The sequence below is a fragment of the Shewanella sp. KT0246 genome (genome assembly GCF_019654955.1).
In the GTDB taxonomy this organism is placed as follows: domain Bacteria; phylum Pseudomonadota; class Gammaproteobacteria; order Enterobacterales; family Shewanellaceae; genus Shewanella; species Shewanella goraebulensis.
The window spans coordinates 73,343-93,274 of the sequence record NZ_BPEV01000002.1 but is presented as its reverse complement, the minus strand read 5'-3'; the positions used below and the strand labels follow the sequence as shown (position 1 = coordinate 93,274).

Here is a 19,932-nt window from a genome sequence, read left to right as displayed (position 1 = left end):
CGGCGCAAGGCCATGAATTAATTGTTACGACGTTCTAAAAATCAGTCTTCAATTTTTACGCAACGAACAGAAAACATGTAGTCCTTGGTGCTTGTCGCTCGGCGGATCTCGCCTTTATGAGCATTCCACCAAGAGTAAGCAAGGGTTCGTATAATCGCTTTATTGTCAGTTGAAGCACTAGCTGTCCAAAATTCAGTGTAAGCACCTTGAGTGATGTAGAATCCATTCCACTTCACTCCGGCAGGTCGTGCAAAAAATCGATGTTTATTTACTATTGATGGATCGAATTCTTTAAACAGACCATCGTTTTGGGATTCTTTCAGTTGTACGCCAATGTTTTGCTCACCTCCACGCCAACCATTTTGGTTAATTTCTTCTTCGGACATGCCTATATTGCGCTCTAATTGCTTCCAATCATCATCGGTTGCTACGCGCCAACCCACAGGGCAAAGCTTTCGCTCATCAGAGACATCATGCCAATCGTATAGCCTGCCATACTTCAATAGGTTATCTGGTTCATCTTCAGGGATTACCCCTGTTCTTACCGCAGAGCCGTCTTGAAATGTTGTACTTCTAAGCCCTTCAGCTAACCAAGTTTGATCGCCTATTGTGACGGTACGGTAGCTATTTTCTTCTACATCTTGAACCGTGTCCTCTAGTTGATATAGCTCTTTATTCATGTCGTTGGCTAATGAAGCTGTTGCTGAAATCATGCAGACCCCTATGGATAATATGTACTTTTTCATTAATGAGTCCCTCAGTATCAACCTTGTACTTTAGGCTGCTGTAAAGATGTCGAAATTATAGCCGCTTACCTTTTCATAAACTTATACATTTCCACGATTATTGGTGCTTGCTTGTAAGTCCAATTTAATCAAGAGTTTAATGGGTTTCTTTCTATTGAAAGGCTCATAACTTTTTAAGATATGAATAAGTTTCGGTTGGATATTTCAATTAGAATTCCCTTATACATTGTAACTAAGGCCTACAGAGGAACACCTAGCAATGAAAGCGAACAAATCTTCATTGATATTAATTTTAGCGACTTTATTCATGATTATCGGTGGTTGTTCCAGCAACGACATCTCCCGTGTACCAATGTATGAGTCAAAGCAGTACTTCAATTACTTACAGCCGACTTTTGACCAATATGTGGAAACGACAACGGAGTGGTTAAAGGAAAATCGAGCTTTTATCACTGAACATGAGCAGCACACAATAGAGTTAGCAATGAACGCACCTTACACTAAGGGGAATCCAAGCTCAGAAAAAGCGATCTTGCTTGCACATGGTCTTGGTGACTCGCCTTTTAGTTTTACTGATATTTCAGATTCTCTTGCTGAGCAGGGCTTTTATGTGCAAGTGGTACTTTTGCCAGGTCACGGCAGTAACCCTAGACACATGGAAATGGCGAACTATCAAGATTGGCAAATAATGGTTGATCATTATGCCCAGAAGTTAAAACAACAATACGATGAAGTTTGGCTAGGAGGCTTCTCCACGGGCGGTAACTTAGTATCTATTCATGCATTAGAAAATCAGGGAGTGGATGGTTTAATGCTATTTTCACCTGGGTTTCAAACGATGACGCCAATACTAGAAAAATTAACGCCATTGGCAGCCATCTTTACTGAAGGCTGGTTCACAGAAGAGAGTAACCTTGCTAAGTACAATTCTGGGCTTCTTGCCAGTGCATTAGCTTATTCAGAAAGTGCTAAGGTGTTCCGCAATAAAATCGCTGGTCGAAAACTGGATATTCCCGTGATGTTAGTTATATCAGAGGCGGATAGTGTGATTGATGCGAATGCTCTAAATAAATACTTTGATCAACATTTTACTCACTCTAAAAGTAAGTTGGTTTGGTATGGGGAGAACACCGAATTTAACCTGCCGAAAAAAGTAGAATACTACTCAATGCAAAGAGATGATCTTAGAATTAGCACAGCTTCTCACATGAGCCCTTTATTTGCACCCGGCAATAGCTACTATGGACAGTATGGAGAAAAAATAATCTGTGAAAACAGTTTGAGCTCTTCTGCTGTAAAGGCGTGCAATCAGGGGGAGCAAACTTGGTTTTCAGCATGGGGTTACACTGAGGCTGATCGTATTCATGCTCGACTAACTTGGAACCCTTATTACACCGAATTGGAAAAAACGATGAAAGCAGTCGTCCTTTAGGCCGATTAGATAAATTATTTGAGAGTAGACAAATGACCAACACACTGCACATAAATTCAATTTCTGACCTACATGCTGCGTTAGGGCTAGGTGCTCCTACTCATCCGTTAGTGAGTTTTTTCAAACCATCTCAGGTCAAACAGGGAGTAAAGGAAGATGTCAAAATCTGTTTTGATCTCTTTTTAATTTCTTTGAAGGATTCCGCTCATTGCACGGTTGGCTATGGTCATACAACCTATGATTTCGATAAAGGAACGATGACGTTTATGGCTCCCGGTCAAGAAGTGTTAATTGCAGCAACGGAGCCACTTGAAGATTCGTTGGGTTGGACTATTGCCTTTCACCCTAAACTGATAGCAAGGTCTGACCTTTATAACAAAATGTCTGATTATTCTTTCTTCGAGTACCAGACTAACGAGGGTTTACACCTTTCAGAACGTGAGCGTGTGATGGCCACTGATATTGCTTCTAGTATCGCAAATGAAGCCGAAATGAATATGGATAAGCATACTCAATCGTTGATCTCCTCGAATCTTGAATTGTTACTTAAGTATTGTACTCGATTTTATGACCGCCAATTTATTGTGCGTTCTGATTTAAATCACGATTACATAAGACGCTTTAATCAGCTTTTAGACTCATATTACCAAAGCGACAAACCTTTTGAAGAAGGCATACCTACGGTTCAATACTGCGGTAAAGAGATTGGTTTGTCGCCTTACTACTTAAGTGATTTACTGAAAAAAGAGACAGGTAAAAATGCTTTAGAGCATATTCATCTGTTTTTAATTGAGCGAGCTAAGAGTCTGATTTTGAAAACCAATGACAGCATTACTCAAATAGCCTATGAGCTAGGTTTTGAATACCCACAACATTTTTCAAAGCTCTTTAAAGCAAAAACAGGAGTAAGCCCACGGCAATATCGAAATGATCCAACTGCAACAGGCTAGCAATGTTAAGGTTGTACTAGGGTAAGTGAAACACTCAATTAATCCGTTGAGTGGTAATTTAGTGAAATCTCTAGCAAGGTGTGGTTAGCCACTCTGATAGCAGATGTGTTTTCAATGATTCTAACCTTGTTGTTTCTGGTAAGTAGTGACAAGCAACCCAAATTGATAGACTAATCACACAACCTTGTTGGCGTCAGACAAGGTTCAAATCAACGATTACTGCTGGAATGAAGGTTTGCTAGTCAAACAACTGCCCCCGACGATTCAATGGCTAGGGGCTAGGGCAAGCTCTCTGTGGCAAGAGCATCATTAATCAGGGCTGGTCGTATTTTTTACCACCTCCTTTCATGTGACCAGCACCGCGTTCAACGCTGTTAGGTTACGTTTTGCAATACTGAAACTAATCAATATCGTTCTAATTTAGAAAGACATATAACACGCAATTGTCCAAAAGTTAGCTAGGTAAGAGATAGCAACCCATCTATTTTTTCAGTTAATGCTAAGCTGAATACTCAGAATAAGTGAAGGTGTTGTCGTTAAGGAGTGACAGATGAAAACAATGACTTGTAAACAACTCGGTGGTGCTTGCGACGAGAGGTTTAAGGCTGATACATTTGAAGACATGGCGCAGTTAAGCAAGCTACATGGTATGGCGATGTTTCAGCAGCAAGAGCCTGCTCACATGAAGGTGATGGCTGAGATGTCGCACTTAATGCAAGATCCTGCAGCTATGCAAGCCTTTATGGACGACAAACGAAAACAGTTTGATGCATTACCAAATGACTAAGATTACGATAAAGCCATTAGGTTGTGACAAAACAAGATAGGGATATTAATATTTAATGAATTTGGTTTTACTCAACAGTACTGACTCACACGTCGCCGAAGCGGCAATTTCACACTTGATTAAGCATATGCCGAATGACTTTCATCAGCAGCCTGTGGTGTATCTTGCCTCTGAACCAGATCCGCACGGTGAGTATTTTGCGCCAATTAAGAAAATGTACCAAGCGTTAGGGTTTGAAGAGGTTATTTACCTTGAGCTTGAGCAGGGCTTTGAACCGAGTACCAGTACAGCATTAAAGCAAAGTTCATTGGTGCACCTGTCTGGCGGAGATACTTATCGGTTTTTACATTGGCTGAAACATCGCGGAGTAGATAAGGTATTACGATACCTAGCTGATGAGGGTAAACCTATTGTTGGCGTAAGTGCGGGTGCGATGATAATGACGCCAAGCATTGATTCTGCAGTGTTGTGTGGCGATGAAAATAATGTGGGCTTAATCGATACTAAAGGTTTGAACTTAGTCAGTTATTGCATAGTGCCTCATGTGACTAAACCCATAGTGACTAAACCTATAGTGACTAACTCTACAGTGACTAACTCTACAGGGGCTAGCCCCATAAAAGACTTAACAACATTTGAACTGTTTCAGCTGAGCAGTGAGCATGAATTGTTATTGTTGAGCGACAATGATGCGGTAACCGTGTTAGGTAACAAGCAGCAGTTTTTTGGTGAGCCGCAGCTATTGCGAACTAATTCTAATTAATACCGATATACAAAAACGGGGCATAGTGCCCCGTTTCGTTATTTAAAGGTATTCGTACTAGAACTTATATTAGAATTTGGGCGTATATTCAAAAGCGGCTTGTGCTTTACTATCAGTGAATACTTCAATCACTTGCTTCTTGTTGAACATTGAATTGACGATGTTGTTCGGGAAAGATTGAATGCACGAATTAAAGTTAGCTACATTTTGGTTAAAAATTCGCACTGCAGCACCGACATTTTCTTCTTGCTCGGTGATCTCATTCATAAACTTAGAAAAAGACTCAGAGGCTTTAAGTTCTGGGTAGGCTTCAACGGCAACGTTAATACCCTTAATTAAATCCTGTGAAGCCCTATCTACATCACTTTGCAGTTTGGTATCAATATTATTGTCTTGCAGTGCATTAATCCCTTGACGCAACGCGGTGATTTTAGGCAGCAACTCTTTCTCATAATCTTTGTGCTCTTGAAGCACTCTATCAAGCTCAGGAATAATTCGACTGCGCTGTCTTTCTTGGGTTAACACATCAGCCCAACCACGCTGAACGGCGTTGTGCTCTTTGACTATGGCGTTGTAAATCATAAAACCTGCAATAGCAGCGATGACAACGATTGCGAGTATAATATAAGACATTTCCATGGTGCTTCCTTGAGTGTGACTGTCTGTAATTATCAGAGAATATATCTGTAATTATCAGAGAATATAGTTAAAAAGCGAGCTTAATTTGTGTGGCGTATAATTTGGTTCACAAAGCCAAAAATGCTGTTTACGGTAAACAATGAGGTGTCATTGAGTAACTCTTCTTTAAACTCAGCAGGATTGGTGATGTCGTGATCCATTGCTGGATTCAATAAATTAGTATTATGCTGATTGATCAATACACTGCCATCGTGGGCAAATTCGATAGTGAGGTTTTTAAGTTTATTACCCAATTGCTCACACGCTACCACCACAGCTGGCTCAAGAAACTTTGCAGCATCAAACTGTGAGTTTGCTTGGACTCTAAAGTTCTTTTCAAACTCTCTAGATGCAGGCATAAAGCTTTGCGACCATTGTTTTGATAAACGCGACTCACTAATGACAAGATGGGTGGTTTTATTCAGCGGTGGCAGTATGACTCCCTGGCGGTAATAATGGTCGTATACCGTGCGAGTACGGGTGCGTGTTCCACCTTTGCCATCTGACTCTGTATAAGTTTCGGTTCTTCTATCAACGTAATGATGATACACCACGCTGGCACGAATTAACCCTAAGTCGGAATGAAAGTCGATCTCTTTACCCCACTCAAGATCTTGTGAGTAATTACCACGTTTAAAGTCGACAAATTTATTTTCAGCGTTATTTAAAAACTGTTGCTGACAATCGGTCATATTATAAAGGTGTTTGAGGGTTTCATCACGAAGCAGCCGTGATACTTTATCGACTTTTTTACGCCGTGCTACAAATATGTATATAGCGACCACTAGGCTAATGATACAGAAGATAAACACACCAAAATCTATATCAGAGTATCTATAATAACGGCCTTGCTGCTCTAGATAGAACCAGTAGCCAATCGCTGCAAATATAGCTGCTGCCATACCAATATATAAATTAGTATTTTTATACCGTAATTGATTTGGGTAGTCGATGGCTTTATCTAACGCCGACTTCACGACATCAATTGACTCTGAACGAGACACTTGTGACTTAAGTTGAGTGAGAAATTGGCTCAGTGCTTTATTATTTGCTGGTTTGTCGGTTGCGACGAGTTCAGGCTCTGGCGATTGAACTTGAGACATGTTTATCCTTGTCTACATCTTTACCTCAATGAGTAGTGATATATTACAAGGCGAATAAAAAGTGTAAAGCATTGTTTTTAATGTATTTGAGATACAATATGATACGAGCAATACTTGACGGTATTCAACTAAAGAATACAGTTCAAACATTTGAACTGTATTAAGGGGTTTTTATGGCAACGTTAGCGTGTTTTGATCATATTCATATTTATGTAAAAGACCGGAAAGCTGCTGAGGTTTGGTATCGAGAAGTGCTTGGGTTTAATGCTGTTGAAACATTAGCATTTTGGGCTGTAGGTAATGGCCCATTAGTGCTTGCTCATCAACATTTGCATCTCGCATTATTTGAATCTCAGGCCGACAAAAGAACGACAGTGGCGTTTGGTGTTGATGCGACTAATTTCTTTTTATGGCAACAAAAATTAACTGACCACAGGGTGAGCTTTACCGTGAGTGACCATGAAATTACTTGGTCGATCTACTTTTGCGATCCCGATGGTAATCCTTTTGAAATCACCAGCTTTGATTATGATGCTATTCGTGAATTAGCGAAAAATTAAACAAAGAAGAGTAACTAATGACTCCCGCGATTAACCTAGTTAAAAAGCATAGAATAGAGCATGAAGTACTTGCCTACGAGCATGATGCGAATGCTGAGTCTTTTGGTGATGAAGCTGTGGCAAAACTGGGTCTACCTGCTGAACAAGTTTTTAAAACATTAGTGGTGATGCTGGACACTAAAGAGCTGGTGGTTGCTGTGATACCTGTAAACAAAAAGCTAAACCTTAAGCTGATCGCAAAAGCCGCTTTTGCGAAAAAGTCAGTTATGGCTGATAAGCTTTTAGTTGAGAAAACAACAGGGTATGTTTTAGGTGGCGTGAGTCCATTGGGGCAAAAGAAGCGTTTACGGACAATAATTGATCTCTCCGCTCAAGGATTTATGACCATGTATGTTAGTGCGGGAAAAAGAGGGTTAGATATCGGTTTATCGCCAGTTGCTCTTTGCTCGCTAACCCAAGGTCGTTTTGCAGATGTTGCGGTATAACGATTTTTGTAAGCACTAATTCAAAGGGCTAATTCCTAGGGCTATCTCATAGGGCTATCTCATTGTAACCAAAACCGATAAGATACTTGGACCCTTTATTGGTAATAATAGAATAAGCGCCTTATAGTATCTTGCGCCGAATGATGTAAACCACATTAAGCTGTATCTCAGGAATCGAAAATGAATCTAGACAAATCAAAGAAGAGAATTGCTAAGAAAGTGAAAGCAGGTTTTAAAGGCTACCCGCTAATTAATATTATTTACCAAGGTGACAGCGCCGATATCGCTCAGCAAGTTGTGGTTGAGTTTGTCTTTGAAGAAGGTGCAGAAGCGCAGCAGGAAGTATTTAAAAGTACGGCAGACGCTAGACAAGATGAAGTAATTCAAACGGCATTGATTAAAATCATTGATAGAGCAGATGCTAAAACGGTTACTGAGTCAGAGTCTGTGGTCGTTGTTTAATTGATACTGCTCAGCTGTCGTGTTTGCAGAGATTAAATCAGAAATAATAAAGCCCGCTTAAAACGAATAAAAAAAGGCTTATCGCAAGATAAGCCTTTTTATTTAATCTATACATCAGTTTGACTTTCAAACACAGATCTCTGCACGAGTACGATTATTAGAATGTCTTAAGAGGTCATGCCATACAATGCCAATCTATTAAGAGGCAATGTAATGAGTACGTCTTCTTCGGCGTCTCATACGACCTTCTTTCTCTTCTTCACTTTCCTCTGCTGTTCCATCATTTGCTGAATCTGCAGACTTTTCAGTTTTAGCTTTTGCTTCGGTACTCGCCGCCAGTTGATTTACATCATCCGGCGTTTCGGACTTTTTTTCATTTCTCTTAGTGTCCCCCTTGAAGACGGACTTGATGATGCTAGTAACACCTGTTACACCAGTTTCATCAGCTTGCTTGTCTTCAGAGATATCTTCAGAGAATTCAATTTTATCAATTTTCGGCTTAGGCTTTTTAGGCGCTACTGCCACAGGGTCAAGGCTTTTGGTCGCGCTGACTGTTTTCGTTGCTGTTAGTTCAGCAACTGCGCTGTCTTCTTCAGCTGATTTAAGCATGCTTTCAGCAAGTGCTTTTTGGATCTGGTTGCTGATTTCTGACACGTTATCTGGCGAAATGCTCGCGCTTTCTGCTTTTGCTGCTGGTGCAGCTACTGAAGCAACAGTTGGAGCACTGATGCTATTAGTATTTTCAGCTACTTGCTTGGCAACACGTTGATTAAAGTCTGTTGTGACTTCATTCACTTCTGTTTTCGCAATTGATAATGCCGAAATTAACTCATCAAATGAGCCTTTGAATGAGTTGTATTTGCTCTCAAAAGGGTCAATGTTTGATTTAACTTCATCAGTTAAATTGATGGTGAGCTTTTTGTATTGATTAATTTCTTGTTCAAACTCAACCAGCACACTTTTAGTCGTTGAGACGCTTTCTTCCATGCTAGCGACTTTGACTTGTAGTGCTTTTTCTTTAGCTGCAAATTCTTCAATTAATGCTTGAGGGATCAGCGCTGGCGGAACCATTGCAGGCACTATATGAGCGAACTCTTTAATGCAACTTACTGGTTTCCATTGTGTAAATGAAGGGTGCCAACCGTAACAGTCGCCATCTTTCAATAGAAATTCTTTTGCTTCAACTTCGTTTAACGGCCCTGTTACTTGACCATTTTTCGAAAAATACCATTTTTTCATAGTCGTATTCTTTTTATTTAGTTAACAACAATTGTTATATGCCACTCAGATTATCTAGTGTTTTAAGTCGGGTAAAACTTAATTAACCTACACCTGAAAGTGTTTTCTGTAGTGCAGCATATTGTTCATTAACGCTACGAAGCGTCGCTTCAACTTTTTCGTTCAATTCTTTTGTCGTTACTTTGTAACGGCTAGAATCTCGTCCGATATCTGACATTGAAGAATTAATCGTCTTAAGGGTGGTATCAATTCGACCTAACGCAGAATTGAGTTCACGCTCTTTAGCAGTAAAACGTTCGATTAACTGCTGTGGAATCTCCGCAGGAGGCGGTGGCGGAGATACATTGATGTCAAACTCTTCAACATGACTTACTGGTACCCACTGTGCATAAGACGGGTGCCAAGCATAGACATCAGGATTTGATGCAATAAATTTATTGGAATCAGCTAAGCCTAAAGGTCCACTGATTTCACCATTATTTGAGAAATACCACTCTTTCATAGTCCACTCTTATCCTTAATCGTGTAGTAAGCTAATGTTTTTATGAATACAATCAACAGCTTTTGGTGATTTCAAAAATACAACGAAGGAAAACGTCAGCTCGCAGGGTTATTGTTTATAAAACCGCATATCATACGAACTGGTTACATTAACCCATATTGATTAACATATCCACTTCGAAATAGGTAATTTAACAAGTTTTTACAGGGCAGTAGACTAGCCATTTTTTTGACTATTTAAATGTTCGTTTCAAACGGTTGTTTTATTCGAAATCAGCATTCACTTCGAACGTCATAGACTGGTTGGTGTGAGGGTGATGCAGTGATAACAGTTGTGCGTGTAAATGTAAGCGCTTTTCTGTTTTACCATACAAATCATCACCTAAAATTGGCATATGTAATCCATCATGATGCGCGCTGTGAACTCTCAATTGATGAGTTCGTCCTGTTTTTGGGTAAAGGTGTACTAAAGTGTTGCCATTTTTTACCGCAACTTTCTGCCAAAAAGTCTCTGCATGCTTTCCATATTCATAGCATACAAGCTGTTTGGGTCTGTCATCTAGATCTACCCTAAGAGGTAAGCTGATAGTGCCACTTTCAGTACTCAGTTCACCGTCTATTTTGGCAATATAACGCTTGGTAACAGTTCGATTGATAAACTGCTGTACTAGATGTTTATTCACCTCTTTTGAAAGTGCGATTACCATTAGTCCTGATGTCGACATATCTAATCTATGTACGATTAACGGTCCTGTCGCATTAGGGAATTTTTGCTTCATACGGCTAAATACCGAGTCGGTTATGTTTTTCCCTGGCACTGATAAAAATTCTGCAGGTTTATTAATGATAACGATGTAATCGTCTTGATAAATAATAGGCAGCTCGACACCTTCTGCTGGATTAGTCAGTAAGGGGTTTTCGTCTACCTTCATCCCATCAAGCATATGGCCTAAAATAGGGCGGCATTTACCATGACAAGCAGGGTAGTAATTTTGATGCTGCTTTATCTCAGATTTTGGCGACTCGCCCCACCAAAATTCAGCCATGACCACTGGAGTTAACCGATTTTTAAATGCGTACTGAAGTAACTTAGGTGCTGCACATTCGCCTGCTGCTGCAGGAGGTTGATGGTTAGGAGCATCATGGAAAATATCACTAAGATCTCGAGATTCACCTTTGATGTTTAAAAAATTGTACTGGGCAAATAGCTTTTGTTGCAGCGCATTAGAAAGCTGTTTTCTGGCTTGTTTAACTTCATCTATTTGGTCGGCAATACTGTCAAGTTGCTGCTTAGATTGCTTAATCTGAGCATCCCAGTCTCGTTTTAATGCGTTTAATTGGTGCTTGTCTTCTACGCTCTGTCTGCTCATCTCAATAGAGATAGATTTTTGCTCAGCCTCTGATAAACCCGCTAAGTTATTACGTTTGGCTTTACGGCTTTTTCTGTTTTCAATCATCTGCTGACGATGCAGGGCAATAGCTTGTTCGGCAGCTTGTGTAACCGCATTCAAATCTTGCTCGAATTCAGTGAGTCTAGGGTCTGATTCTAGTTTTTTAAGTTGATGACTTAACTGATTTATTTGCTCGTATTCTGATTTAAAGAAGCTGTCTTTACTGAGCATGTCAAATACTGGCGGTACAAAGTGTGGCAGGATGTTTTGCTCGGCAATTTTGCCAGAGAAAGCTGCTAAGTAACCTAATTCGCCCTGTAAATTTTTTACCACCAATACCCCAAACATTTTACCTATGGGTTTAAGCAGCTGTGCTTGCTGGCAAGGGTTAGTTTTGTCTTCTAATCCAAAGTTATGATGCCAGTCCGTTTGTTGCAGCAGATGTAGTTGCAGTTGCTCAGACGCAATAACGGCTAAAGGGTGAGGCTGATAATAAAATGGGAAAGTAAAATTTTCAGGCAAGCTTATGTCTGCAATCGACTCATTGAATTGATTAAAAAGGGGATCGAATTGTGACATGAAGGAAAGCCTTAAACGTTTAGCTGAAATCGGAACTGAAAATAGACATTGGCGTTAATCTAAAATGGTAACGGCAAGTGACGCTTGAGTATGCAAACTCATTAGTGTCGACTTTGCTTACATCATAAAAATTTGCTGGCTAAGTTTACCTTGATTGCCGATAAAAGCCATGTGCTTGAATTAAAAAAGCTGAGCGAACTCAGCTTTTTTTGAATAGCTTGATTTACTGCTTACTCATTATTTGCCGATTACTTTGGGCGGTAAAGTACGCAAATCTTGTTACCAGCAGGGTCGCGTAAATAGCCTAAAAATAATGGCCCCATTGGTGATTCGCGGTAACCAGGTAACTCTTCACAAGTCACTCCACCATTAGCAAGTCCAGCAGCATGCCAAGCCAAAGCTTGCTCTTCACTTGATGCTGCAAAACCTACGGTAGTGCCGTTACCATGACTTGATTCTTCGCCATTTATCGGTTTTGTTAATGCAAACACACCAGTGTCTGTAACGTAGAAGCAGCGGCCTTTAGGGTCAATATTACCAGGGGCATGACCTAAAGTGGCTAAGGTGGCATCGTAAAAGGTTTTTGATGTATCGATGTCATTTGCACCAATCATAATATGGCTGAACATAGCTAACTCTCCTTGAGTGTATTTATATCTGAATCATTTAGCGTTTATTCAGATAGGTATGTGATCCGTTAAGTTGATATTTCGCTGTAGGTAGACAGCGATTGATAGGTTTTTATTACATTTATTTTTCTGCGCTTGTTAATGCATGCTGCTTTAGCAGTGAAATGGTATGAGTCAATAACTGCTTATCGCCCATGCTTCCATGGCCCGGAAGCACTTGATTACTTTGAGCGAATTGGCTTTGTAGATTAGCGATTGATTGAGGCCAAGCATTTAAATCTGCTTCACCGTAATAACCTAGGCTTTTACTCCCTAAGCTTTTAACTAAGCAGCCACCATAAAGCAATTTTGATTGCGGAAACCAGACTACAAGGTTATCTATTGTGTGGCCTGCACCGACAAAATGGACTTCAATTTTCGATTCAACAAAATCAAATTGGCCCTCTTTAAAGCTATGACTTGTGGTAGGTTTACCTGCTTGTTGCAGTAATTTATTGGTATGGTCTGATGCGTAAGTCGCGACACCAATGCGGTTTAAATAATCGACACCTGCAGTGCGATCATCATGGGAGTGGGTCGATACGCTTGCAACGAGTTTATAGCCTTGACTTGATATCCATTTAACGAGTTTTATCGTGTCAGTCTCACTCCATGGGGTATCAACTAAGTATGCACTTTTGCCATCGACTAAAATGAGACCGTTAGAGCCAACAAAGCCATATTGCTGAGTTTGCATAAATGATTCGTGCACAAACAAGCTCTTAGATAATGGAGTAATGGTTAATTCTCCTTTAACTGGCTGTTCCTGTGTTTGGATTAACTTTGAATCTGAACTTGAATCCGTAGCTGCTTGAGCAGGCATTAAAGATGCAACTGTTACGATACTAATACACACTAACGTAGCTAATAACTGAGTGGGCTTAATATTGAAAAATGTAAACATTTTAGAGTCTCGAAAGATTAACCACTGCCGAAGATGCGCATTAGTATTTGGGTTAGATTACTTAATTGAAATTCTATACTGCCACAACTTAGCCCGATATGAACAATTACCGATATTCGTACAGATTAATATTTGTTGATATAGCAAAGGTTGGCCTTTATTGGTGGCTTAAAAAAAGTTTTTTAACATCGACCTTGGCTTTAATACGCGAGGCTAGTAGGTATATCCCCGCCAATTTTCGATGTACAAAAATTGCATCGGTTGGTGGAGTATGCCATTCGTCTGGTTTAGTACTCATTGATTTAGCAGAATCGGTGATACGCTTAGCGAGGTTACTGCTGGCAAAATCGTATTCAGCTTCACTTCGAAGCGGTTCACATGCTTGATAGAAAATATCGACAATTAACTGCTGCTGTTCAATGGTGATGTCTTTTTGAAAGAAGCCAATTTCTGATGCGGCTTGAGTCATCAAGGCTTTATCGTTGGTCATTGCACCTTGCATGAGCTTTCTGTATCCAGCAGAGAGTGGTTCGGAAATTTGACGAGTTGCACCGAAGTCCAATAATACAATTTTGCCACTGTTGGCTTGATACATAAAATTGGCAAAGTTCGGATCGGTTTGTACTAATTTAAATTCGAAAAGTTCATCAAGAAACAGTGCTAGTAAGTTAGTGGCAATATTGTCTCGGGTTTGTTGGTCGAGACGAGCAACATTTTCAATGGCTTCACCTTCAATAAACTCCATGACTAAAATACTGTCGGTGCTAAGAGATTCATATACTTTAGGTACGATAAACCTTTCATCGCCAGCGACCCATTGTTGGTATTGCTTTAAAAGATTTGCTTCATACTCATAATCGGCTTCATGGTGAAGCTGCGCTTTTGCCTCGGTGAGTAACTTATCAAACTGGACATGATCAGGTACTAGCTGAGCCACTTTTAATAATGTAGCGACGTTATCGATATCGCTATTAATGCTGTCTTTAATGCCAGGGTATTGGATTTTTACTGCAAGCTTTTCACCAGAACCTAAATAGGCTAAATGCACTTGACCAATGGATGCAGCGGCAAAAGGACGTAGCTCAAACTGCGCAAAAGGCATTAGCCAGTCGTTACCCCATTGTTGCTTGAGTATCTCGACCAATTGTTTGTGAGGCATGGCTTTAGCGTCATCACGTAATCTTGCCATGATTTCACTTAACTCTGCGGGCAATAAATCCCCTGTATCCATTGATATCATTTGGCCAACTTTCATTGCAGCACCGCGAAGCTGGGCGAGCTTTTCAGCTACTTGGGAGATATTTCTAGGAGTAAGCACTAACTCTTGAAGTTTAGGTGATTGACCTTTACTCAGCTGTTTAGCACCTTCGACCAGTACATTGCCAGCTAAACGAGAGGCGAGGCCACCGATTTTACTCAGCCTTGATAAGCGACTACTTGGAACTTTGGCAACGTCTTTAGTCATAGTGAAAACTCATTTAATGAAGGAGTCAGGTACTGCTGAAGGATAATTTGCCATCAATCTGCTTCAATAATACGGTCTATTAAGAATACGTGTTTAATCAAATTTAGATCAATCAGTTAATTGAGCATAATAAATATATCTGCAGAGGTAGCCTAGTGTAGAGTGATAGGTCTATAGGCATAAAAAAAGGCAGCAAAGTCAGCCTTTGTTGCCCTTAGTCATTATTGAGTTCTGCTTGAGGCTAGAATTCAATTGTATCCTGCCAACCTAACAATACACTTTGCAGACCATGTTTTTGCTCATAACGTTCAAGCTTTTCAGGGCTCGCATCATCAAGAGCCAGTTCGCGATACTTTTTGGCAAACTTGAGAGTACGCAATAACTCTTGATAAAAATGCTTACCTAAATCTTCACGAATGGTGTCAGCAAGTGTTGCTGGCAAATGGCTCAATGCGCGTTCAGTATGAATGGTAATAGCATCAATGCTGAACCACTTTTCATCTAGCTCAATCTTGCGTAAGCGCTTTTTCATGTCTTCACGCACTCTAGCGTCGTCAAACATGATGCGATACAACACCGCCTCTGCTAATACGCTTTCAAGCCCAAGACTAAATAATGGGTCTAGTTCGACTTTAGCGTAAAAAGTTTCAAGTAAAACTTTAGTGGCTTCTTGATTGTGGTGATCTTTCAGTGCTGTTTGATAATCTTGCCAACCTAGCCAAATTTCACTATCGGGTGGTGTTGATATTTTTTCTAACAGTAGCTGGTTAATATCACCATATAGCGAGTTTTCATTGCCGTGCATATGCTTGCTGACAATGGTCAACATGTTCCAGCCTTTCTGGAAACACTTAAGCACACCATCTGGAGTTTGCAATAAAGCAACAGAGCCAGCGGGCTCCTCACCGGTAAGTGCAACCAGCCCTAAACTCACAACGCCAATAACATCGTGAGCAGCATGCTCAAGCAAATGCATTTTGTGTTTGTTATAAAACTTATCTGCTAACTTTAAACTCATTAAAATCGCTTTGGATTTTATCTGAGCGACATGTTCGTCGGTTAATAGTGCTTCTGTGCGTCCATATTCAAGTACACGGCTAAAATATGGACCTTGGTTATTATCACGTAATGCTAATTGCATTAAGTCGATTCCTTAATCAAGAAAAGTAAACATGTCATCGACTTCAGCGTATTCATCAGCCACTTCGTTTTTCTCTTTAGCTTGCAGTACAAGCTCGTTAACGAATTTACCAATGATTTGCTCCCAGCCAGAACTTTCATTACGCAGCAAGTTTTTAATTGAAGAAGCGACATCAGGGGTTAGCTGTTTAACCAAAGCGTATAAACTGCGTGGGTCGTCAATGGCTAAGCTGTGAGCTTCTTCATCGGCTTGCCAGTTACTATAACCCACAGTTTCACCGTCATCTTCGTCATCGAAACTTTCATAGATGGTATTGCCATCTTGCTCACCTGAAGGGGCTAGAATGAGTTCAATAAACGGAATTGATAGGTAGAATAAGCCCGCAGGATCTTCTGCGATACACTCTAAAATAGCAGCCTGCTTTTCTTCGGTTCCTTGAATACGAATAAGGTAAGTTAGGAACTCAAAAGTATGATGCATTAACTCATCTGCATTGGTTTTGATTTGCTCTTCCCAATACAGAGGTTGCTGACAGACGATGTCACGAATTTGCTCAGGAGACATCAGTTCTGACATGATTGATGGACACGAAATATCGTGATGACTGTTAATTTGCGTCAGGGTCACAATATCCATATGTTCAATGACATCAACAAGTTGATCGTCTGACATAGTATTAGCAATAATTTCGAAGCGCTTACTGGCTTGTTGCGGCTCTACATCAGCTAGATCTTTTATCTCTGCTGCGGTGAGTTCAATAAGATTGTTCATTATCGCTCCTCGTCATCATATTGGTCGTAATAACCTTCTTCATCGCTGTCATCATAGTCCCCATCATCATTGTAGGGATCATAGCCGTCATCATTAGTGTCACTTGCTTCATTGGCACTAAAAGATTTACTTGGCGCCACCACGTTATCTTGAGTGTTAAGCAAGTAAACGACCGCACAGCTTTCGATGAGTAATTCTTCAGAGTACTTACGTACTGCAAGTACTAAAGGAACATCATCATTATTAAATTGAATCGTAACTTTAAACTCATCCCACGACGGCAAGGTCGCAGTATCAATCCATGTCGCCCACTTGGTTTTAGCGGCATCTGAAAAGCGAACTCGATTGAATAGTGCCACTGGCAAATATTCAGGCACAGCTGCCAACATCGAAGGATCGGCTAACAAAATCGCTTTCATTGAGTCAGTGAATTTGGCTAATGCTTCTGGGCTATCGGGATCGTTATACGACTCGATATTGTCATAGGCATTATTTTTTAACTCATTAATACGTGAGATATTAAGTGGTTTGCTCATGGGTTTCTCAAGAATAAAATTGATCCCACAGTTCGGTCATAGCCGCTGTAGGATTGGTTACGATGACATTATTAAAATCTTTAATAAACGCAGTTCTTAACTTTTTATCAGACAAAACATCGTAGGCATCTTTAACGCGTTGCAACTGCTGTGCTGCGAGATGTTTTTCTTCTTCTGAAGCATTAATCAGTTTATCGGGGTGAAACTTATTTGATAAACGTTTATAGGCTTTTTTTATTTCGTCTTCTTTGGCACTGGCTTTAACACCGAGGACAGTGAAGTGGTTAATCATATTTTTACCTATGGTATATGAACTTGGATAGACTGCTGCTAATCCATTAAATTATGATTATTTGGTTGTAAATAATAACAGAAATACAATCATTTCCATAAAACTATCAACTAGTTTAGCTTATTACAAAATTCAGATGTTCAAATTGAATAAAAATAATACAAATTTAATATTCTGATTGTCCACTTTGGCTGACACTTGCTTTATTAAAGCTCATTTTTTCACTAAAAATAAAAAAGAGCACCCGAGGCGCTCTAAGTTAAAAAATGTGTCTTAGTTAATAAAGTGTTCTTAGTAAAAAATAGGAGAGTAACTCCGTATAATTTGCTCTGATGTTAGCTTTTTTCTTTCTCGATTAAGGCTAAAATTACTGGCACCACCTGATTAATAGCTCCAATACATAGACTTAATATTGCAATATGTTCCCATCCCATGACGTGCTCCTTTAATTTACTGTAATGATGAAAGTTTTCAAACCGATGTGTTATGTCGATGGAATAAGTCTATTAAACTTGCCTTTTTGCGGTAAGTGAATATTGTCATTAGAGTCGATGACATTTGTCATGGTAAGTTAAGCTATTAAATTAATTACTTTATTAACTTTAGAAGAGACTTGAAGCGTTCCCCACTGGCTTGATGTTGAAGCTCGAACAAACAAGATTCAGTGTTGGTTACCTTCGCGCCTAATTGAGTCATCATTTGGATCCCTAGCTGCTTATTTTCGCTGGTGCGTGACGATACAGCGTCGGCAACTAAGTGAACGTTATAACGATTAGCCAGTAAGTCTTGGCAAGTTTGATAGACGCAAACATGGGTTTCAATGCCCGCAAGGATAATATCAGTACGATTGAGTCTAGCTAGTTGTTGTTGGAATTCAGAGTTTTGCCAAGCACTAAAATATGACTTGGGAATAACCTGTGTGGTTTTACTGAGTAGAGCTGCTAATTCCTCACTGGTTCCGCCGAGTTTATCGGGCAGTTGTTCAACCCATAAAATAGGTATATCAAACAATTGCGCCCCTTGGATTAAAATGCCGAGTTGTTTATGTAATTCGGGCGATTGCTGCATCACTTGGGCAAGCTTACCTTGGACGTCAATGATCACCAAAACTGACTGTTGAGTCGTTAACATAGGGATTCCTTTACTGCTAGAAGTAAGTCGTTAATGAGTAAACGATACTTTTGCAGGAATGACTATTGTCTAAAAGTCGAACAAGGTATGATTTATCACACGTTAATTGTGTCAATAGTGTCTACTTAAATAAGGCGTTGTAACTTTCTTCTTTAGAAAAGTGATGCAGTAACATTACCCCGTGCAATGGCCTAATTTGATTCAAATCATAAGCGAACAAGGAAGAGTGATGAATAAACGGATTGTTATTTGTGCTGATGGTACTTGGAATCGCCCTGAAGAAGACATTAATCAAGATCAGGCGACCAATGTACTTAGGCTTGCCAGAGCCATTAGTCCTGTTGCGCAGGATGGTAAACCTCAACAAGTTTTTTATGACTGGGGAGTTGGCTCTTACTACGACAACCTCATTGGTGGAGCGACAGGAAGAGGGCTGCATAAAAACATTCTTGATGGTTATCGCTACATTGTGCAGAACTACCAAGCAGGTGATGAGATTTACTTGTTTGGCTTTAGCCGTGGCTCATACACCATGCGCAGCCTTTGCGGCTTGATAAACAATTGCGGCATAGTAAAACGCCCTGACGCCAAGCTTATTCAACAAGCCTTTGAACATTATAAAACCCAAGCGAAAGCTTATGCACCTGAAGGTGAGAAGTCACTGCTCTTTAGGCAACAGCATTCACACCCATCACGGGAGATTGAATTTGTTGGCGTGTGGGATACCGTTGGTGCGATGGGGATCCCCAGCTCATTTTTAGGTTTATTTGAAGATAAAGATGAGTTCTATGACACTAAAATTGGCAGTAATGTCAAAGTCGCTCGTCATGCTTTAGCGATAGATGAACATCGACAGGATTTTGAACCGACTATTTGGCGACCAAGAGACACGATGGATATGAAGCAAGTTTGGTTTGCTGGTGCTCACAGTAATATTGGTGGCAGTTATCAACCTGACAACCAAGGATTAATGCTGTCAGACAATGCCTTACACTGGATGCTAGAAGAAGCTCAAGCTTATAAGCTATCAGTTGAATCACATTTAATTAATCAGGTTTCACCGGCGCCTATGGCTAAACTGCATAATTCTCGTCGTAATTTCTATCGAGTTAAACGTAAGCTTTATAGAGACATGGCACCTATGGGTGAACCAATGCTCATTCATCAATCAGTTAAACAGCGTTGGGATAATGACGTAAATTATCGTCCTAAAAACCTACAAGCTTTAGTCGATAAGTTTGGTTGGCCAACAGAGTTAGTTTTATAAGGCTTTAAATTAATTCTTTAACTCGTTAAATCACTTATTCGTTAATCCTGTGCGAAAATTGCTAGAATGAGCACGATGCGG

Annotated in this window: 22 protein-coding genes; 8 read left to right on the top strand and 14 right to left on the bottom strand. The window is 40.1% G+C overall.

All coding sequences use genetic code 11. The annotated features are described in order from the left end of the window. Positions 1-41 precede the first annotated feature (41 nt). Positions 42-746 carry a fibrobacter succinogenes major paralogous domain-containing protein gene (locus K5Q58_RS01505; RefSeq protein WP_220751861.1) on the bottom strand — a complete coding sequence of 235 codons (705 nt, stop codon included), beginning with the start codon at positions 744-746 and terminating at the stop codon, positions 42-44. Between the two features lie 259 nt (positions 747-1,005). On the opposite strand from K5Q58_RS01505, the gene K5Q58_RS01500 reads away from it, so the two are divergent. The 4 genes from K5Q58_RS01500 to K5Q58_RS01485 all read left to right on the top strand — a co-directional run bounded on the left by K5Q58_RS01500 (position 1,006) and on the right by K5Q58_RS01485 (position 4,678). Then, a complete protein-coding gene (locus K5Q58_RS01500; protein WP_220751859.1) occupies positions 1,006-2,178 on the top strand; it encodes a carboxylesterase in 1,173 nt (390 codons plus the stop codon). Between the two features lie 32 nt (positions 2,179-2,210). Then, on the top strand, positions 2,211-3,128 hold the full coding sequence (locus K5Q58_RS01495) for an AraC family transcriptional regulator (protein ID WP_220751857.1): 918 nt from the start codon (positions 2,211-2,213) through the stop codon (positions 3,126-3,128). 550 nt (positions 3,129-3,678) lie between these two features. Continuing rightward, complete coding sequence (locus tag K5Q58_RS01490; RefSeq protein WP_220751856.1) at positions 3,679-3,915, top strand: hypothetical protein; 237 nt, start codon at positions 3,679-3,681, stop codon at positions 3,913-3,915. Positions 3,916-3,970: 55 nt separating this feature from the next. After that, on the top strand, positions 3,971-4,678 hold the full coding sequence (locus K5Q58_RS01485) for a Type 1 glutamine amidotransferase-like domain-containing protein (protein ID WP_220751854.1): 708 nt from the start codon (positions 3,971-3,973) through the stop codon (positions 4,676-4,678). Positions 4,679-4,747: 69 nt separating this feature from the next. On the opposite strand, the gene K5Q58_RS01480 is transcribed toward K5Q58_RS01485, so the two are convergent. Further along, positions 4,748-5,317: a LemA family protein gene (locus tag K5Q58_RS01480; RefSeq protein WP_220751852.1), complete on the bottom strand. Its 570-nt coding sequence runs from the start codon at positions 5,315-5,317 to the stop codon at positions 4,748-4,750. Between the two features lie 80 nt (positions 5,318-5,397). Next, a complete protein-coding gene (locus K5Q58_RS01475; protein WP_220751850.1) occupies positions 5,398-6,459 on the bottom strand; it encodes a DUF3137 domain-containing protein in 1,062 nt (353 codons plus the stop codon). A gap of 173 nt (positions 6,460-6,632) precedes the next feature. Here K5Q58_RS01475 and K5Q58_RS01470 point away from each other — a divergent pair, with 173 nt between their 5' ends. The 3 genes from K5Q58_RS01470 (at position 6,633) to K5Q58_RS01460 (ending at position 7,966) form a co-directional block, all read left to right on the top strand. Then, positions 6,633-7,019, top strand: a complete 387-nt coding sequence (locus K5Q58_RS01470) for a VOC family protein (RefSeq protein WP_220751848.1) — start codon at positions 6,633-6,635, stop codon at positions 7,017-7,019. 17 nt (positions 7,020-7,036) lie between these two features. Continuing rightward, positions 7,037-7,504: a Cys-tRNA(Pro) deacylase gene (gene ybaK / locus K5Q58_RS01465; RefSeq protein WP_220751846.1), complete on the top strand. Its 468-nt coding sequence runs from the start codon at positions 7,037-7,039 to the stop codon at positions 7,502-7,504. A 180-nt stretch (positions 7,505-7,684) separates the two neighbouring features. Then, positions 7,685-7,966, top strand: a complete 282-nt coding sequence (locus K5Q58_RS01460; protein ID WP_220751844.1) for a hypothetical protein — start codon at positions 7,685-7,687, stop codon at positions 7,964-7,966. Between the two features lie 198 nt (positions 7,967-8,164). Here K5Q58_RS01460 and K5Q58_RS01455 read toward each other — a convergent pair whose 3' ends face one another. The 11 genes from K5Q58_RS01455 to K5Q58_RS01405 all read right to left on the bottom strand — a co-directional run bounded on the left by K5Q58_RS01455 (position 8,165) and on the right by K5Q58_RS01405 (position 18,584). Next, positions 8,165-9,205 carry a DUF4339 domain-containing protein gene (locus K5Q58_RS01455; protein WP_220751842.1) on the bottom strand — a complete coding sequence of 347 codons (1,041 nt, stop codon included), beginning with the start codon at positions 9,203-9,205 and terminating at the stop codon, positions 8,165-8,167. 82 nt (positions 9,206-9,287) lie between these two features. Further along, positions 9,288-9,707: a GYF domain-containing protein gene (locus K5Q58_RS01450; RefSeq protein WP_220751840.1), complete on the bottom strand. Its 420-nt coding sequence runs from the start codon at positions 9,705-9,707 to the stop codon at positions 9,288-9,290. A gap of 262 nt (positions 9,708-9,969) precedes the next feature. Then, the gene (locus K5Q58_RS01445; RefSeq protein WP_220751837.1) at positions 9,970-11,676 is read right to left on the bottom strand and encodes an RluA family pseudouridine synthase; all 1,707 of its coding nucleotides are present in this window, start codon (positions 11,674-11,676) and stop codon (positions 9,970-9,972) included. Between the two features lie 248 nt (positions 11,677-11,924). Further along, positions 11,925-12,305 (bottom strand): VOC family protein, encoded by a 381-nt coding sequence (locus tag K5Q58_RS01440; protein ID WP_220751835.1) that lies wholly within the window; start codon positions 12,303-12,305, stop codon positions 11,925-11,927. 121 nt (positions 12,306-12,426) lie between these two features. Continuing rightward, the gene (gene bla, locus K5Q58_RS01435; RefSeq protein ID WP_220751834.1) at positions 12,427-13,248 is read right to left on the bottom strand and encodes a subclass B1 metallo-beta-lactamase; all 822 of its coding nucleotides are present in this window, start codon (positions 13,246-13,248) and stop codon (positions 12,427-12,429) included. A 157-nt stretch (positions 13,249-13,405) separates the two neighbouring features. After that, positions 13,406-14,713 carry an AarF/ABC1/UbiB kinase family protein gene (locus K5Q58_RS01430; protein ID WP_220751832.1) on the bottom strand — a complete coding sequence of 436 codons (1,308 nt, stop codon included), beginning with the start codon at positions 14,711-14,713 and terminating at the stop codon, positions 13,406-13,408. Positions 14,714-14,954: 241 nt separating this feature from the next. Further along, entirely contained in the window at positions 14,955-15,854 is a 900-nt protein-coding gene (locus K5Q58_RS01425) for a hypothetical protein (protein WP_220751830.1), read from the bottom strand. Between the two features lie 12 nt (positions 15,855-15,866). After that, positions 15,867-16,625: a hypothetical protein gene (locus K5Q58_RS01420; protein ID WP_220751828.1), complete on the bottom strand. Its 759-nt coding sequence runs from the start codon at positions 16,623-16,625 to the stop codon at positions 15,867-15,869. Beyond that, positions 16,625-17,161 carry a hypothetical protein gene (locus K5Q58_RS01415; protein ID WP_220751826.1) on the bottom strand — a complete coding sequence of 179 codons (537 nt, stop codon included), beginning with the start codon at positions 17,159-17,161 and terminating at the stop codon, positions 16,625-16,627. The genes K5Q58_RS01420 and K5Q58_RS01415 overlap by 1 nt, the downstream gene beginning before the upstream one ends. Before the next feature lie 7 nt (positions 17,162-17,168). Next, the gene (locus K5Q58_RS01410) at positions 17,169-17,453 is read right to left on the bottom strand and encodes a DnaJ family molecular chaperone (RefSeq protein WP_220751824.1); all 285 of its coding nucleotides are present in this window, start codon (positions 17,451-17,453) and stop codon (positions 17,169-17,171) included. A 588-nt stretch (positions 17,454-18,041) separates the two neighbouring features. Continuing rightward, positions 18,042-18,584, bottom strand: coding sequence for a hydrolase (locus tag K5Q58_RS01405; protein WP_220751822.1), 543 nt, complete (start codon positions 18,582-18,584; stop codon positions 18,042-18,044). Between the two features lie 229 nt (positions 18,585-18,813). On the opposite strand from K5Q58_RS01405, the gene K5Q58_RS01400 reads away from it, so the two are divergent. Next, the gene (locus K5Q58_RS01400; RefSeq protein WP_220751820.1) at positions 18,814-19,851 is read left to right on the top strand and encodes a DUF2235 domain-containing protein; all 1,038 of its coding nucleotides are present in this window, start codon (positions 18,814-18,816) and stop codon (positions 19,849-19,851) included. The last annotated feature ends 81 nt before the right edge of the window (positions 19,852-19,932 follow it).